Below are 15,635 nucleotides of genomic sequence, written 5' to 3'. Positions count from 1 at the left end.
CCGACGCCGGGGGAGCGGCACGCTCAGCCCAGCGCCTCCCGGTGGGCCCCGGCAAGCTCCACGTAGTGCTCCGCGTTCAGCCGCAAGCGCTCCCGCTCCTCCTCGGTCAGCTCGCGCCTGACCTTGGCGGGCACCCCCGCCACCAGCGAGTTCGGCGGGACCACCATGCCCTGGGGCACCAGCGCGGCGGCCGCCACCAGCGAACCGGCGCCGATCCGCGCCCCGTTGAGCACCGTGGCGCCCATCCCCACCAGCACGCCGTCCTCGATCACGCACCCGTGCAGCACCGTGTTGTGCCCCACGGTGACGCCCGCCCCGACGATCGCGGGGAACCCGGGGTCGGCGTGCACCGTGCAGTTGTCCTGGATGTTCGAGCCGGCGCCGATCCGGATCCGCTCGCAGTCGCCGCGCAGCACCGCGTGGTACCAGACGCTCGCCCGCTCGCCGAGCGCCACGTCGCCCAGCACCACGGAGGTCGGCGCGGTGTACGCGGTCGGGTCCAGCCGCGGCTGCCGGCCGGCCACCTCCGCGACCAGTGCTCCGGGCCCGCGATGCCCTCCCGGGCCGCCCGCGCCACCTGCCGGGCCCGGCGCCCCCGCCGTGCCCGCCCCGTCCGCGGAACCCGCCTGCGCCACCGAGTCCGTCATCCCCGCTCCGTCCGATTTCGCGCCGCTCCACCACCGTCCAGCAGCACCGTATACGGTGGCGGTGTGCGCGAGAACGAGAACGTGTTCTTCTCCCTGATGTCCGGCGCCGCGGCCTGGCGCCGGCGCGCCACAACCCGCCTGGTGCACCGCGCCTGGCGCCGCGTGCAGAACGCGGGCGCGGTCACCGCGGAGCGCCCCGGGCTGCTGAGCTTCGGCCGGATCGGCTGGGGCACGCGGCTCGCCTTCCCGCAGGGCACCGTCTTCGGGGAGCCGTGGATCCACCTCGGCGCGTGCTGCATCATCGGCGAGCAGGTCACCCTGACCGTCGGCCTGGCGCCCGCCGACCTCGACTACGGCCCCGACCCGGTGATCCGCATCGGCGACGGCGTCGTCATCGGCCGCGACAGCCACGTGGTGGCCATGGCGCCGATCACCATCGGCGACAAGGTCTACTGCGGCCCGAACGTCTACGTGACCAGCACCAACCACTCCTACCAGGACCCCGACCAGGCGATCGGCGAGCAGTGGCCCAGCTCCGCGCCCGTGGAGATCGGCTCCGGTAGCTGGCTGGGTGTGGACAGCGTGGTGCTGCCCGGCGCCCGGCTCGGCCGGAACGTGGTCGTGGCCGCGGGCTCCGTCGTACGGGGGGAGGTGCCCGACCACGCGGTGGTGGCGGGCGCCCCCGCCAGGATCGTGCGCCGCTGGGCGGCCGACACCGGCTGGCAGCCGCCCCTGCGCACCCCGGCTCCGACCCCGGACCCTGCTGGGGTGCCGCCCGAACAGCGCCTCGACCTCCCGGGGTTGGAGACCCCCGCCGGAGCCTGACCGGCACCGGCACCCGCGCGGCACCCGCACCCGGCGGTGCCCCTGCCCGCACCCCCACCCGGCACCGGCGCCGCTCCGCACGACGCGCGCGGGCCGCCGCCCCGCCACCGGTCAGGGCACCCCCGCCGTGCGTGCGCCGGGGGCGCGCCGGCACCTCGCACGACGCAGCCCGACCCCGCTCGACGGCGTGCCGCCGGCCTGCGCGACCACCCGGCCGGCGTTGCTAGATTGCCGGTATGCGCGCACCGATCGGCTCATTCGACGACGCCCTGCCCGCCACCGAGCGACGCGAGTTGCTGCCCGCGCCGGTCGCCGCCGCGGTGACCGCGGACATGGTGCACGTGGACACCGACCCCGACAAGGCGGACACCGCGGACTTCGTGCTGGCCTACGGCCGCGAGCTGCTGGAGCAGTCCGCCAACTGCGTCGTGGTCGCGGGCAAGCGAGGCGGCGAGGTGACCCTCGCCGCCTGCGTGGTGCTCTCCACCACCCGGGTCGACGTCAACGGCACCGTCCGCCGCCACCTCGGGGCCCGCAAGGCGTCCTTCGCCCCGATGGACACCGCGGTGAGCGCGACGGGCATGGAGTACGGCGGGATCACCCCGGTCGGGCTGCCGGACGGCTGGCCCCTCCTCGTGGACGCCGCCGTGGCCGAGAAGCCCTACGTGGTCATCGGCAGCGGAGCGCGGCGCGGCAAGCTCATCGTGCCCGGCAAACTGGTCGCGTCGCTGCCCGGCGCGGTGCTGCTCGACGGCCTCGGCGTCTGAACGCGCGGACCCGCCACGCCGCGCGGACCCGCCGCGCCGGCCGACCGCGCCGGCTCACCATGCCGACCGGGCTGACCGGACCCGCCGTGCCCGGCGAACCCGCCGCCGGACCCGCGTCCCTCGACCGCGCCGACCCCGGGGTCGGCGGGCCCCGCCCCGCTGCTCAGCGCCTCGGCCCGCTCAGAGCCGCCGTATCTCGATCGCGGGGCACAGGTCCATCACCATGTCGACCCCGGCGGCGCGCACCCGCTCGTACGCCTTCTCGTCGATCACGTCGAGCTGGAACCAGACCGCCTTGGCACCCGCCTCCACCGCCTCGTCGGCCACCGCGCCAGCCCACGCGGAGTGCACGAAGACATCCACCACGTCGATCGGGAAGGGGATGTCCGCAAGCTTCGCGTACCCCTGCTCGCCGTGGACCGTCTCGGCCTTGAAGTGCACCGGAACCACGCGCTTTCCGAAGCGCTGGAGCGCCGCCGCCACCCCGTAGGCCGGCCGCGAGGCGTTGTTCGACAGGCCGACCACGGCCCAGGTGTCACCGCCCTCGGTCAGGATCTTCCGCGCCCTGTCCGTGTCCGCGTACATACCGCCAACCAGCCCCTCGCCTCGGACCCGCCCGTCGTCCGCGCGCTTCCCCGCGCGTCCTGCCCGGTCAACGCCCCACCCGGCGCCATGATTCCCGCCGCACCAAGGGCTGTCCCGCAATCCCCGGCGGATCAGCGTGCGGCGTCAGATGCGGTGGATCGCAAGGCGGAGGGTCGTCCTCATACCGGGTCGTATGTGGATGAGCCCGACAACGAAGCGAGGCGCCGTAGCTGTCGTCGCACGCCCGTCGGGGAATGCGGGACAGCCCTTAGGCTGAACAGGTGGTGGATCGGTATCTCACGGTGGCGGGCCCGGGCGTGTACGAAAGCGAGATCAAACGCTCGCGGTTCCGGTGCGCGCTGGCCCCGGCCCCCAGCCAGGAGGAGGCCGAGGCGTTCGTGCGCGCGGTCCGCAGGGAGCACCCGGCCGCCACCCACAACTGCTTCGCGTACGTCGTCGGTCCCGACGGCCGCCTGCACCGGGCGAGCGACGACGGCGAGCCCGGCGGCACCGCCGGCACCCCCATGCTCCAGGTGCTGCTGGGCCGCGAGATGCGCGACACCGTGGCCGTCGTGACCCGCTACTACGGCGGCGTGCAACTCGGTGCCGGCGGGCTGGCCCGCGCCTACGGCGGCGCCGTGTCCGCGGCGCTCGACACGGTCGGCACCGTCGAGCGGCGGCTGCTCGCGCTGCTCACCGTCACCGTCGGCCACCAGCGCGCCGGACGGCTGGAGAACGAACTGCGCGCCGCCGGCCACGCGGTGCGCGAGGTCGAGTACGGCGCCGACGTCACCTTCCACCTCGGCGTGCCGGAACCCGACGTCGCCGCGTTTCGCTCCTGGCTCGCCGACGCCACCTCCGGCGCCGCCGCCTGCGCCACCGAGGGCAGCGCGTACGTGGACGTCTCCTGACCCCCGCCCCGGCCGTCCACCGGTGCCGGGTGCCGGGTGCCGGGTGCCGGGTGCGGCGCCGGGCCGGGCCCCGGGGCCGGGCGGGCCGGCCAGGACGCGCGGGCCCATCGGGGGTGTGCGGTCAAAGGCGCGCGGTGATCGGTAGTACGGTGCTGGTCGGCGGGCGGACGCCCGGAACGGTGAGGGGGACGGGTGCGGTTCGGAGCGGCGGCGTGAGATTCCTGCACACCTCGGACTGGCACCTCGGTCGGTCCTTCCACCGGGTGAGCATGCTCGGCGCCCAGCGCACCTTCCTCGACCACCTGGTGGCCACCGCGCGCACCGAACAGGTCGACGCCGTGATCGTGGCGGGCGACGTCTACGACCGCGCGGTGCCCCCGCTGGCCGCGATCGAGCTCTACGACGGGGTGCTGCACGCGCTCGCCGACCTCGGCGTGCCGACCGTCCTGACCTCGGGCAACCACGACTCGGCGCGCCGGCTCGGTGTCGGAGCCGGGCTGATGGGCCGCGCCGGCGTCCACCTGCGCACCGACCCCGCGACCTGCCACCACCCCGTGCTGCTGCCCGACCCGCCGCACGGCGACGTCGCCGTCTACGGCCTGCCCTACCTCGAACCGGCTCTGGTACGGGCCGAGTTCGACGCCGAGCGGGCCGACCACACCGCGGTCCTCGGCGCCGCCATGGACCGGGTGCGGGCCGACCTCGCCACCCGGCCGGACGGCACCCGCGCCGTCGTCGCCGCGCACGCCTTCGTCACCGGAGCGGCCCCGTGCGAGAGCGAGCGCGACATCACCGCGGGCGGTGTGGAGGCGGTCCCCGCCGAGGTGTTCGACGGCGTCCACTACGTCGCGCTCGGCCACCTGCACGGCTGCCAGAGCATCAACGACCGGGTGCGGTACTCCGGTTCGCCGCTCGCCTACTCCTTCTCCGAGCAGCACCACCGCAAGAGCATGTGGCTGGTCGACCTCGATCCGCAGGGCGCGGTCGGCGCGCGGCGCCTGGACACCCCGGTGCCGCGCCCGCTCGCCCGGCTGCGCGGCCGCCTCGACGACCTGCTCGCCGACCCCGCGCTCGAACCGCACACCGGCTCCTGGGTCGAGGCGACCCTGACCGACCCCCACCGCCCGCACGAACCCATGGCCGCCCTCGCCCAGCGCTTCCCGCACGTCCTCGCGCTCGCCTTCGAGCCGGACCGGGAGGCCGAGGACCCACTGGCCACCTACGCCCGCAGGCTGCGCGGCCGGACCGACCGGCAGATCGCCGAGGACTTCGTCGCGCACGTCCGGGGCACCACCCCCGACCGGGCCGAACGCGGCGTGCTGCGGGACGCGTTCGACGCGGTGCGGGCCGACGCCGTACGGACGGAGCGCGACTGATGCGCCTGCACCGCCTCGACCTCACCGCGTTCGGCCCCTTCGCCGGCACCCAGCACGTCGACTTCGACGAGCTGTCCGCCGCGGGGCTGTTCCTGCTGCACGGGCCCACCGGCGCCGGCAAGACCTCCGTCCTCGACGCGGTCTGCTACGCGCTGTACGGACAGGTGCCCGGAGCCCGGCCGGCCAACCGGCTGCGCAGCGACCACGCCGCCGCCGGCACCGCGACCGAGGTGGTACTCGAACTCACCCTCGCCGGGCGGCGGCTGGAGGTCACCCGGCGCCCGGAACAGGTGCGCGCCAAGAAGCGCGGCACCGGCACCACCGTGGACAAGGCGGTCACCCTGCTGCGTGAGCACGTCGGCGGCGAGTGGCGGGGCGTGTCGAAGTCGCACCAGGAGATCGGGGAGGAGGTGCGGCAACTCGTCGGGATGAGCTGCGAGCAGTTCTGCCAGGTGGTGCTGCTGCCGCAGGGCGAGTTCGCGACGTTCCTGCGCGCGGGCGCGGTGGAGCGGGCCGCGCTGCTCGGCCGTCTCTTCGACACCCGCCGGTTCAGGGCCGTCGAACGCTGGCTGCGTGACCGCCGGCAGGAGGCCGACCAGCGGCTCGCCGCGGCCGACGGCGAACTGCGGCAGATCGCGGCGCGGATGCGGCAGGCGGCGGGGCACGACGACGCCGCCCCCGGGGCCGGCACGGACCCCGGCTCAGGCTTCGACACGGCCCTGCTCGCCGATGCCGCCCTCGCCCGCTCCGACGCCCGGGAGCGGTACGACATCGCCCGCAGTGCCGTACGCCTCGCCGAGGACGCGCACCTCGACGCCGCCGAGAAGGCCGCCGCCGCACGCGAACTTGCCGCCCTCCAGGGCCGGTACCGCGAGGCCCGCGCGCGGGCGGACGAGGCCGCCGCGCAGCAGGACGCCCGCCGTGCCGTCCGGGCCCGCCTCGATCGGGCCCGGCGCGCCCTCACCGTCGATCCCGCGCTGGGCCTGCACGGGAAGGCGGCCGCTCGTTGCGAGGAGGCCCGCGCCGCCGAGCGGGAGACGCGGAAGGCGGCCGCGGCCGTCGGCGAACTCCTCGCGCGGGACGGGGAGGTGCGGGACGGGGAGGTGGCCGGGAGGCCGCCGGCGGCCCGGGGCGGCGGCTCGGAGGTGCTGCCCGCCCAGCGGGCCGGCGCCGCGGCGGGGGACCGCCGGGACACCGAGCCCCCTCCGGCCGCTGGGAGCGCGCCGGGCACGGGCGGTGGAGGGGAGCGGGACGGTGCGGGCGCCGCGCGCTCCGCAGCCGACGGCCGACCGGGCCCGGGGGTGGAGCGGGCGAGTGAGGGCGCGGTCCGGGTGGGGGAGCGGGCCGCCGGGGGCCCGGACGCCGCGATCGCCCGCAGGGTCGGGCAACTGCGGGAGGAACTGGGAGGGTTGGCCGCGGCCGCAGCGACGGAGGCGCGGTTGGAGGACATCGGCCGCCGTCGGGAGGCGCTGGCCCGCGAGGAACGCGCGGACGAGGGCGCGGTGCGCGAGGCGCAGGCGTGGCTGGAGCGCTGGGCGGGGGAGCGCGGCCGGTTCCAGGACAGGGTGGAGGCCGCCGCGGAGTCCGCCGCGCGCGCCGAGGGCCTGGCCGGGAAGGTGGAGTCGGCCCGGGCCCGCCGGGACGCCGCGGCCGAACGGGACCGGCTGGCATCGGAGGTGACTCGGGCGGAGCAGGCCGCGCGCGAGGCGCGGGACCTCGCCGCCGACGCCCGCGAGGCGTGGCAGGACGCCCGGGAGGCCCGGATCGCCGGGATCGCCGCGGAACTGGCCGCGAGCCTGGTCGACGGCGAGCCGTGCCGGGTGTGCGGCGCCGAGGACCACCCCGCCCCGGCCCGGCCCGAGGCCGGCCGGCAGGTCAGCTCCGCCGACGAGGACGCCGCGAACGCCGCCTACGAGCGGCGCCGTTCGGCGCACACCGCGGCGGGCGAGACGACCGCCCGGCTGCGCGCGGCCCTCGACGCGGCGGGCGCCGCCGCCGGGACCGCGCCGTACCCCGCACTCGTCGCCGCCCACGCGGAGGCCGCCGCCGAGCACGCGGCCGCGGTGCGCGGCGCCGGCGGTCTCGCCGACGCGCGCCGCGACCTGGCCCGGGCCGAGGAGGAGCACCAGCGGCGGACCGCCCAGCGCGAGCAGGCCCTCAGCCGGACCGCGGCGCGCACCTCCCGGCGCGAGGAACTCGACGAGCAGCACCGGCAGGTGGCGGAAGAACTGGCCAGGGCGCGCGCCGGCCACGCCACCGTACGGGCCCGGCACGCGGACCTGAGCGCGCGGATCGCCCGGCTGGAACGCGCGGCCGACGCGGCGAGGGACCGCGCCGACTGCGAGCGACAGCTCGCCGACGCGGCCGCCGCGCTCGCCGCGGCCGCCCGTACGGCCGGGTTCGGGTCGCCAGCCGAGGCCGCCGCGGCGCTGCTGCCGCCGGCCGAACTGGCCCGCGCCGAGCGGGACGTGGCAGCCTGGGAGCGCGAGGAGGCCGCGATCGAGGCGGCGCTCGCCGCACCGGAGCCGGCTGCCGCCGCCGCGCTGCCGCCCGCGGCCCCCGAACGCGCACGGGCGGACGCCGACCAGGCGCACCGGCGGCTGCGGGACGCGTCCGCGGCGGAGTCCGCCGCCGCGACCCGCTGCCGGGAACTGGACCGCCTGACCGGGGTCGCCACCGCCCGGGCCCGCGAACTCGCCCCCGCCCGGGCGGAGTTCGAGCGGCTCAAACGGCTGGCGGACCTGGCGTCGGGCAACTCGGCCGAGAACCGGTACCGGATGGAGCTGGAGACCTACGTCCTGGCCGCGCGCCTGGAACAGGTCGCCGCGGCCGCCGGCGTGCGGCTCCAGCGGATGTCGGCGGGCCGCTACACGCTGGCCCACAGCGACGCCCGCGCGGGCAACCGCGCCAAGTCCGGCCTGGGCCTGGTGGTGGTGGACGCCTGGACCGGCACCGAACGCGACACCTCGACGCTCTCCGGCGGCGAGACGTTCTTCGCGTCCCTCGCGCTGGCGCTCGGCCTGGCCGACGTCGTCACCGACGAGGCGGGCGGCATGCGGCTGGACACGCTCTTCATCGACGAGGGCTTCGGCAGCCTCGACGAGCAGACCCTCGACGAGGTGCTCGACGTGCTGGACGGGCTGCGCGAACGCGACCGCGCCGTCGGCATCGTCAGCCACGTCGCCGACCTGCGGCAGCGTATCCCCGCGCAGCTCCGGGTGGTCAAGGACCGCGACGGCTCCAGCGTGCGGCTGCGGGCCGCCGCCGGCTGAGCCGCGCGAACCCGGCGGGGCGCGGATGTCAGCCGGGCATCGCGGTGAGTTCGTACGCCCACAGCTCCCCGCGGTCCGCGACCCGGACGAAGCCGATGCGCTCCAGGACCGCCTGCGAGGCGCGGTTGCCGGGCTCGGTGGTGGCCAGGACGACCGCCACGTCCGGCTGCCCCAGCGCCCACTGGCACAGCGCGCGGGCCGCGTCCGTGGCCCACCCCCGGCCCCGTGCCGACGCCGCGAGGTCGTAGCCGATCTCGACCGCGCCGCGGTCCGGCGCGCCGTGGAAGCCGACCCCGCCGAGCGCGGTCAGGTCCTCGGCGCGCTGGATCACGAACAGCCCCCAGCCGGGCCGGTAGACCCCGGCGCTCGCCGCGGCGACGGTCATCGTGGCCGCGCTCGACGTGCCCTCGCCCGGCACCCCGTCGATCCAGGTGAACGCGCCGGGCTTGCCCTCGGCGAGCAGCGCGGCCTCCTCGGGCAACTGCTCGCGCAGGATGAGCCGGCCCTGGCTGAGCACCAGGCTCCCGCCGTCGTGGGAAGCATGCAGAGTCATCGGGCCGAACCGCCTTGTCGCCAACGGAAGGAAGCGGGAGCCGGACCCCGCGCACCGGACGCCGCAGGTGCGCGCGAGCGTGGTGCCGACCCTCTCTCCCGCACCTTACGCCCTGGTCACCCGGCCCGGCAGCGCCTCCCCCGCACCGCCCGGGACCGGGCTCCGGGCGGCCGTCCGGAGCCCGCTCCCGCCGCCCGGCTCACAGCACGGACAGCTCCGCGAGGAGGTCGTCCAGACCCAGCGAGCCCAGCGACAGCGCCGCCATGTGCCACGCCTTGAGGTCGAACGCGTCACCTCGGGCGGCGCGCGCGGCGGCGCGGCCGGCCAGCCAGGTGCGCTCGCCCATCTTGTAGCCGATCGCCTGCGCCGGCATGCCCAGGTAGCGGATCAGCTCGCTGTCGATCAGCGTCGCCGGGCTGCCGCTGTGGGAGGAGAAGAAGGCGTGGCCCAGCTCCGGCGTCCAGCGCTCACCGGGGTGGAAGGGCGAGTCGGCGGGGATCTCCAGTTCCAGGTGCATGCCGGTGTCGATGATCACCCGCACCGCCCGCATCATCTGCGCGTCGAGGTAGCCCAGTCGCCGCTCCGGGTCGGTGAGGAAGCCGAGCTCGTCCATCAGCCGCTCCGCGTACAGCGCCCAGCCCTCGACGTTGGCGCTGACCATGCCGACCGTGGCCTGGTAGCGGGAGAGGGTGTCGGCGATGTGCGCCCACTGCGCGAGCTGGAGGTGGTGGCCCGGCACACCCTCGTGGTACCAGGTGGAGACCAGGTCGTAGACCGGGAAGCGGGTCAGCCCCATCGTCGGCAGCCAGGTGCGCCCGGGCCGGCTGAAGTCCTCGGTGGGCGCGGTGTAGTACGGCGCCGAGGCGCCGCCGGGCGGGGCGATGTGCGCCTCCACCCGCTTGACCCGCTCGGCCAGTTCGAAGTGGGTGCCGTCCAGCGCGCGGATCGCCTCGTCCATCAGGGACTGGAGCCACGCGCGGACCTCGTCCACGCCCTCGACGACGGTGCCGTGCGCCTCCAGGTGGCGCAGCACCTCCCACGGGTCGGTGTCGGGGAGGATCTTGCCCGCCTCGGCGCGCATCTCGGCGAGCAGCCGGTGGAACTCCGACCAGCCGTAGGCGTACGCCTCCTCCAGGTCCAGGTCCGCGCCCATCCAGTAGCGGGCCCAGCGGGCGTACCGCTCGCGGCCCACGGTGTCCGGGGCGCCCTCGACGGCCGGGGCGTACGTGTCCCGCAGCCAGTCGCGGACCTGTGCGAAGGCCGCGGTGGCCTCGCCGGCCGCCGCGTCCAGCTCGGCGCGCTGATCGGCCGGGCCGTCCACGGTGAGCTGCGCGAACCAACTGCTCCCGCCCTCGTCGCCGACCCACGTGCCGAGCTGGCCGATCACCGTCTCCACCTGCCGGGGGCCGGCGAGCAGGCCGGCGGCCAGGCCCTCCTCCAGCGTGGCGCGGTAGCCGGCCACCGAGGCGGGCACCGCGCGCAGCCGGGCGGCGAGGTCGGCGTGGTCCTCCGCGGTCGCCAGCGGCATCAGCGTGAAGGTCTCGCGGATGGTGTGCAGCGGGGAGCTGATGTTGCTGACCGCCCGCAGGTGCTCGCCGGCCTCGTGGATCTCGATCTCGGCGGAGAGCCGGTCGCGGAGCAGGCGGGCGCAGCGCCGCTCCTGCGGGCTGTCGCCGCCGGGCCGCGCCTCGGCCTCGGCCAGTGCCGCCAGGGTCCGGCGGGCCAGGTCGGCCAGGGCCCGCGTGCCGGCGGGCGAGTGGTCGGGCAGCCGGCGCGCGCTGCCCGGCGCGCCGAGGTAGGTGCCGAGGGCCGGGTCGAGAGCGACCAACTCGTCGACGTAGGCGTCGGCGACCTGGCGGGGCAGTGGACTGCTGGTGAGAGACGACATGCGGTCATCTTCGTACGCCGGGTGGCGCGGCGTCACCCCGGATGGCCGCACGGGGCCGGGCGGGCGGCGCAACGCCTGGTCAGGGGCCCCGAACGGGCCGGGGCCGCGCTCCCCGGCCGTGCACGTGCGCCCCTCCCGGCCGCCGCGCGTGCGGCGGGCGCGCGGTGCGACAGGGGCCCCGGGCGGAGGGGGCCCGGGTGGCGCGGCTCGGGAGGTGGCACCCGGGTGGCGCGGCCCGGGGCGCGGTCAGGCCGGGCGGTCGCTCACCGTCCAGGGCAGCGCCGCCGGCCCGCCGCCCGACGCGGTGGGAAGCGCGGCGGTGATGACGAGGGTGCCGTCCTCGACCTGGTAGTCCAGCGGCAACTCCAGCGCGCGCATCGCGGCGACCATGCCGGTGTTGGCCGACTGCGCCACCGCGTAGACGCTCTCGCGGCCCGCGTCCGCGGCGAGTTCGACCAGTCGGCGCAGCAGGGTGGTGCCGACGCCGCGGCGCTGCCAGGCGTCCTCGACGAGGAGCGCGACCTCGCTCTCGTCACCGTCCCACAGCAGGTGTCCGAGGCCCACGACCCGGCCGTCGGGGGTCTCGACGGCGAGCGACTGGCCGAAGCGGGGGTCGAGCAGGTGGGTGAGGTAGCGGTCCGCGTCGCCGACCGGGCCGTGGTAGCGGCGGGCGAGGGTCGCCGGGGTGCAGCGCGCGTGCATCGACCGGGCCGCCGGCCGGTCCTCGGGGCGGGCGCGGCGCAGGCCGATCTCGCTGCCCTGGGGGACGGTGAGGACGTCGCGGCGGCGCGGCACCCGCGTCCCGAGCAGGGCGTCGAGCTCCACCAGCGCACGCGCCCTGGCGAACTCCGTCGGCGTGAAAGGCGGTTGCGCCCGCCGCACGGTGATCAGGCCGCCGGCGGGATCGCGCAGCCGCATGACCGTGGGCAGCGCCTCGGGTGTGCCGCCGCTCGCGTCCGCCTCCTGGAGCGGCCCGTGCCCGTACGGTTCCTCGCGCGCGCCCCCGCCGAGCTCCTCGGGCTGCCCGGGCTGCCCGGCGGGCGTCGAGCCGATCGTGCAGCGGCCGAGGAGCCGGCGCAGTGCCAGCGGCAGTTCGGCGGCGTCCAGCGCGGTGCGGGTGGCCAGGCCGAGCACCCGGGTGGGCATGTCCACCAGATCGTGGGCGTCGGCCCGCTCCAGCCAGGTGTCGGCGCCGCCGGCGCCCTCGACGGCCGCCTCCAGTGCCGTCGCCGGGAGCCCGGACGGCGCCCGCAGCAGGAACTCGTCCACGGTGCCGTCCGCCAGCGGGTGCGTCTGGAGGGAAACGATGTCGATCCGCCGGTCGGCCAGCGCCGTGCACACCGCGCCGAGCGTGCCGGGCGTGTCGCGTACGGTCGTGCGCAGCCGCCACAGCGTGGTGCCGGTGCCGGTGCCGGTGCCTTCGGCGGCGGGGGACGGGGCTTCGGCCGGAGCGGCCCCGCCGCCGGTGATCCCGGTGGTTCCGGTGCTCCCGCCGGCGCAGGCGCCGGTACGGGGCGAGCGTCGCGCGGTGCCCCGGCCGCGGTGCCACAGCAGGCCGGCGGCGACGGTGGCCAGCACGGCCGCCGACACGGTCGGCGCCGCTCCTCCGGCCGGCCCGGCGGCCATGAACGCCGCGGCGAGCGCGGCCGGCAGCACTGCTGCGAGGGTGAGGTGACGGCCCCTGTGACGGCGCCGTGCGGGGGCGGAGGCAGCGGAGGTCGAATGCGGCATGCAGCCCACCCTGCCGAACCCGTGTTGCGCGACCACGAACACACCGTGACCGGATGGTAAAGGCGCCACCTTTCCGGTCAACTCGCCCTTTCCGAGGCTTCGCCGCATTCCTGCCGCCTCGCCCGAAGCCTCACCCGTGCCGAGGCGGCCGGCGGCGGGAACGCCAGGCCCCGCGCTCCGCCGGAGCCGGCCGGGGCCGCGCCCCGCGGGACGCGCTGCGCATTCACGCGCGGGGGACGGGAGAGCTCGGTGGCGATCTCGGGGACGATGAGGATGCTGCGCATTCACGCGCGGGGGACGGGAACTCAGCCGGGATGGGCGGAGTTGTCTTGGTACGGGCCGGTCGCGCACCGGCCCGGCCAGCGGCTCCGACCGGGCGCCCCCGTCCCGGTCGGAGCTTCGAAGGTCGTTCGCGGTTCGCCGGCCCCCTCCTCCGGCGGACCGCGGACGGCGTACGCGGGAGGAGGCGGGCCCGGCGGACCGCCCGGCGGCTACTTGACGCCGAACGCCTGCTGGAGCGGGTCGATCGCGAAGTAGGCGAGGAAGAACACCGACACGCACCACACCAGCGGGTGCACCTCGCGCGCCTTGCCCAGCGTGGCCTTGAGCACCACGTAGGACAGGAAGCCCGCGCCGATGCCGTTGGTGATGCTGTAGGTGAAGGGCATCACCGCGATGGTCAGGAACGCGGGGATGGCGGTGTCGTACGCGGTCCAGTCGATCGTCCGCACCTGCGCCATCAGCAGGAAGCCGACCGCGACCAGCGCGGGGGCCGCGGCCTGCGAGGGCACCACGCCCGCCAGCGGCGAGAGGAAGAGGGCCAGCGCGAACAGCGCCCCGGTCACCACGCTCGCCAGCCCGGTGCGCGCGCCCTCGCCGACACCCGCCGCCGACTCCACGTACGCGGTGTTCGAGGAGGACGAGGCCACCCCGCCCGCGACCGCCGCCGCGCCGTCGATGAAGAGCACCCGGCCGATGTGGGGCACCCGGCCCTCGTCGTCGAGCAGCCCCGCCTCGCTGGAGATGCCCATGATCGTGCCCATGGCGTCGAAGAAGTCCGACAGCACCAGCGTGAACACCGACAGGACGCACGTCACCACCCCGGCGTCGCGGAACCCGCCGAACAGGCTGAAGTGCCCCACCAGCCCGAAGTCCGGGGTCGAGACCGCCTTGTGCGGCACGGTCGGCGGGTTCAGGCCCCAGGCCAGGTCCGGGATGTCCGCGACCTTGTTGACGACCAGCGCCACGATCGTCATGACCACGATGCTGATCAGGATCGCGCCGCGCATCCGGCGGGCCACCAGGGAGATGGTGAGCAGCACCCCGACGCAGAAGACCAGCACCGGCCAGCCGGTCAGCGTGCCGGACCCGCCGAGCTGAACCGGCGTGGTGTTCCCGGCGGCGTCCGGGATGCGGGTCACGAAACCGGCGTCGACCAGGCCGATGAAGCAGATGAACATCCCGATGCCGACCGCGATCGCCTTCTTGATCGCCTCGGGGATGGCGTCCATGATCGCCTGCCGCAGCCCGGTGACGACCAGCACGCAGATGAGCAGGCCCTCTAGGACCACCAGGCCCATCGCGTCCGGCCAGCTCATCTTCGGCGCCAACTGGTAGGCGACCACCGCGTTCAGGCCGAGCCCGGTGGCGATGGCCAGCGGCAGGTTGCCGCCGACCCCCATGATCACCGTCATCACCGCGGCCACCAGCGCGGTCACGGTCAGCACCTGCCCCTGCGAGAGGTGGTGGCCGTACTTGTCCAGCACCGGGTGCGCGCTGCCGCCGCTGAGGATGATCGGGTTGAGCACCAGGATGTAGGCCATCGCGAAGAAGGTCGCGAAACCGCCCCGCACCTCCCGTCCGGGCGTGGAGCCGCGCTGGGATATCCGGAACCACCGCTCCAGGATGTTGTCACCCCCCGGCGGCGGTGCGGGTGCGGGCTTCGCGGCGTCGGCGGCGACGGAACCGGGCATGGTGCTCCTCTGAAGTTGTCCGAAGTCGGTTGCGGGGCACAGGGATTGTGCCCCCGCTCGGCCCCGCGCGGGTTTCCCCGGCGTTACCCCGTATCACCGTCGGGTTTCGGACATGCCCAGGTCAACACTTCCGCCGCGGAAAGATCGCGGTCCGGTGCCGGAGACCGGTCCTGCGGCTACAGCCCGCCGGCCACCCGCAGGACCGCGCCCGTGGTGTACGACGCGTCCGGCGACAGCAGCCACGCCACCGCGCCGGCCACCTCCTCCGGCTGCCCCGGCCGCCGCATCGGGATGCGGTCGCTCTTGCGCCACGGCCGCTGCGGGTCGCCCATGGCCGCGTGGATGTCGGTCACGATCATCCCGGGCTGCACCGAGTTGACCCGCACGCCCTCCTCGGCCAGCTCCTTCGACAGGCCGAGCGTCATCGCGTCGACCGCCGCCTTGCTCGCCGCGTAGTGGACGTACTCGCCCGGGCTGCCCAGGGTGGCCCCGCCGGAGGACACGTTCACGATTGCGCCGCCGGCCCCGCCGTGCCGCGTGGACATGTCCAGCACCGCGCGGCGGGCACAGATCAGCGCGCCCATCACGTTGACGTCCACCACCCGGCGCATCACCTCCACGGGGGTCTGCGCGAAGCGGCCGAGCGGCCCGGTGACGCCCGCGTTGTTCACCAGGCCGGTGACCGGGCCGAGCGCCTCGCGCACCGCGTCGAAGAGCGCGTCGACCTGCTGCTCGTCGCTGGTGTCGACCTGGTGCACCAGGCAGGTCCCGCCGGCCTCGCGGACCTGCCGGGCGACGTCCTCGGCCGCGTCCCGGGCGCGCTCGTAGCCGATCGCGACCCGGTGGCCGGCCCCGGCCAGCCGCAGCGCCACCGCCGCCCCGATGCCGCGACTGCCGCCGGTGACCACGCTGACCTGGTCCATCGTCCTGCTCCTCGATGATCGTCCTGCTCCACCGGCGCCCATTGCAGCACACCGTCAACATCGCGTGAACGCCGGATGGACCGGGCCGCACCGGGCGCGGGCGGCTTCGAGGATTGGTCTTGACCAAGTTCGCGACGCGCCTCTATCGTCCTAGTAGTGCAAGGACCTTTAATAAAGACTGGTT

The 15,635-nt window shown here is 76.0% G+C and carries 12 protein-coding genes; 5 read left to right on the top strand and 7 right to left on the bottom strand.

Going from position 1 to position 15,635, the window contains the following annotated elements:
• Positions 1 to 23: 23 nt before the first annotated feature.
• Entirely contained in the window at positions 24 to 536 is a 513-nt protein-coding gene (locus RVR_RS00870; protein WP_237405194.1) for a gamma carbonic anhydrase family protein, read from the bottom strand.
• A gap of 174 nt (positions 537 to 710) precedes the next feature.
• Between RVR_RS00870 and RVR_RS00865 the strand changes: the two genes are divergently transcribed.
• On the top strand, positions 711 to 1,472 hold the full coding sequence (locus RVR_RS00865; RefSeq protein ID WP_430393087.1) for an acyltransferase: 762 nt from the start codon (positions 711 to 713) through the stop codon (positions 1,470 to 1,472).
• Positions 1,473 to 1,708: 236 nt separating this feature from the next.
• Positions 1,709 to 2,239, top strand: coding sequence for a YbaK/EbsC family protein (locus RVR_RS00860; RefSeq protein WP_202231937.1), 531 nt, complete (start codon positions 1,709 to 1,711; stop codon positions 2,237 to 2,239).
• Positions 2,240 to 2,419: 180 nt separating this feature from the next.
• Here RVR_RS00860 and RVR_RS00855 read toward each other — a convergent pair whose 3' ends face one another.
• Positions 2,420 to 2,824, bottom strand: coding sequence for a CoA-binding protein (locus RVR_RS00855; RefSeq protein WP_202231936.1), 405 nt, complete (start codon positions 2,822 to 2,824; stop codon positions 2,420 to 2,422).
• Between the two features lie 281 nt (positions 2,825 to 3,105).
• Here RVR_RS00855 and RVR_RS00850 point away from each other — a divergent pair, with 281 nt between their 5' ends.
• The 3 genes from RVR_RS00850 (at position 3,106) to RVR_RS00840 (ending at position 8,383) form a co-directional block, all read left to right on the top strand.
• Complete coding sequence (locus RVR_RS00850; protein ID WP_202231935.1) at positions 3,106 to 3,735, top strand: YigZ family protein; 630 nt, start codon at positions 3,106 to 3,108, stop codon at positions 3,733 to 3,735.
• 212 nt (positions 3,736 to 3,947) lie between these two features.
• The gene (locus tag RVR_RS00845) at positions 3,948 to 5,111 is read left to right on the top strand and encodes an exonuclease SbcCD subunit D (protein WP_202231934.1); all 1,164 of its coding nucleotides are present in this window, start codon (positions 3,948 to 3,950) and stop codon (positions 5,109 to 5,111) included.
• On the top strand, positions 5,111 to 8,383 hold the full coding sequence (locus RVR_RS00840) for an AAA family ATPase (protein WP_202231933.1): 3,273 nt from the start codon (positions 5,111 to 5,113) through the stop codon (positions 8,381 to 8,383). Before RVR_RS00845 ends, RVR_RS00840 begins: the two co-directional genes overlap by 1 nt.
• 28 nt (positions 8,384 to 8,411) lie before the next feature.
• On the opposite strand, the gene RVR_RS00835 is transcribed toward RVR_RS00840, so the two are convergent.
• The 5 genes from RVR_RS00835 to RVR_RS00815 form a co-directional block, all read right to left on the bottom strand.
• Positions 8,412 to 8,936: a GNAT family N-acetyltransferase gene (locus RVR_RS00835; RefSeq protein WP_202231932.1), complete on the bottom strand. Its 525-nt coding sequence runs from the start codon at positions 8,934 to 8,936 to the stop codon at positions 8,412 to 8,414.
• A gap of 199 nt (positions 8,937 to 9,135) precedes the next feature.
• Positions 9,136 to 10,824, bottom strand: a complete 1,689-nt coding sequence (locus tag RVR_RS00830) for a DUF885 domain-containing protein (RefSeq protein ID WP_202231931.1) — start codon at positions 10,822 to 10,824, stop codon at positions 9,136 to 9,138.
• Positions 10,825 to 11,070: 246 nt separating this feature from the next.
• Positions 11,071 to 12,555 carry a GNAT family N-acetyltransferase gene (locus RVR_RS00825; protein ID WP_202231930.1) on the bottom strand — a complete coding sequence of 495 codons (1,485 nt, stop codon included), beginning with the start codon at positions 12,553 to 12,555 and terminating at the stop codon, positions 11,071 to 11,073.
• Positions 12,556 to 13,046: 491 nt separating this feature from the next.
• A complete protein-coding gene (locus tag RVR_RS00820; protein WP_202231929.1) occupies positions 13,047 to 14,528 on the bottom strand; it encodes an NCS2 family permease in 1,482 nt (493 codons plus the stop codon).
• Positions 14,529 to 14,704: 176 nt separating this feature from the next.
• A complete protein-coding gene (locus RVR_RS00815; RefSeq protein WP_202231928.1) occupies positions 14,705 to 15,451 on the bottom strand; it encodes an SDR family oxidoreductase in 747 nt (248 codons plus the stop codon).
• Between the last annotated feature and the right edge of the window lie 184 nt (positions 15,452 to 15,635).

This window comes from Streptomyces sp. SN-593 (assembly GCF_016756395.1).
GTDB lineage: Bacteria > Actinomycetota > Actinomycetes > Streptomycetales > Streptomycetaceae > Actinacidiphila > Actinacidiphila reveromycinica.
Note: the sequence above shows the minus strand (reverse complement) of the source record. Positions and strands in the feature narration are given on the sequence as shown.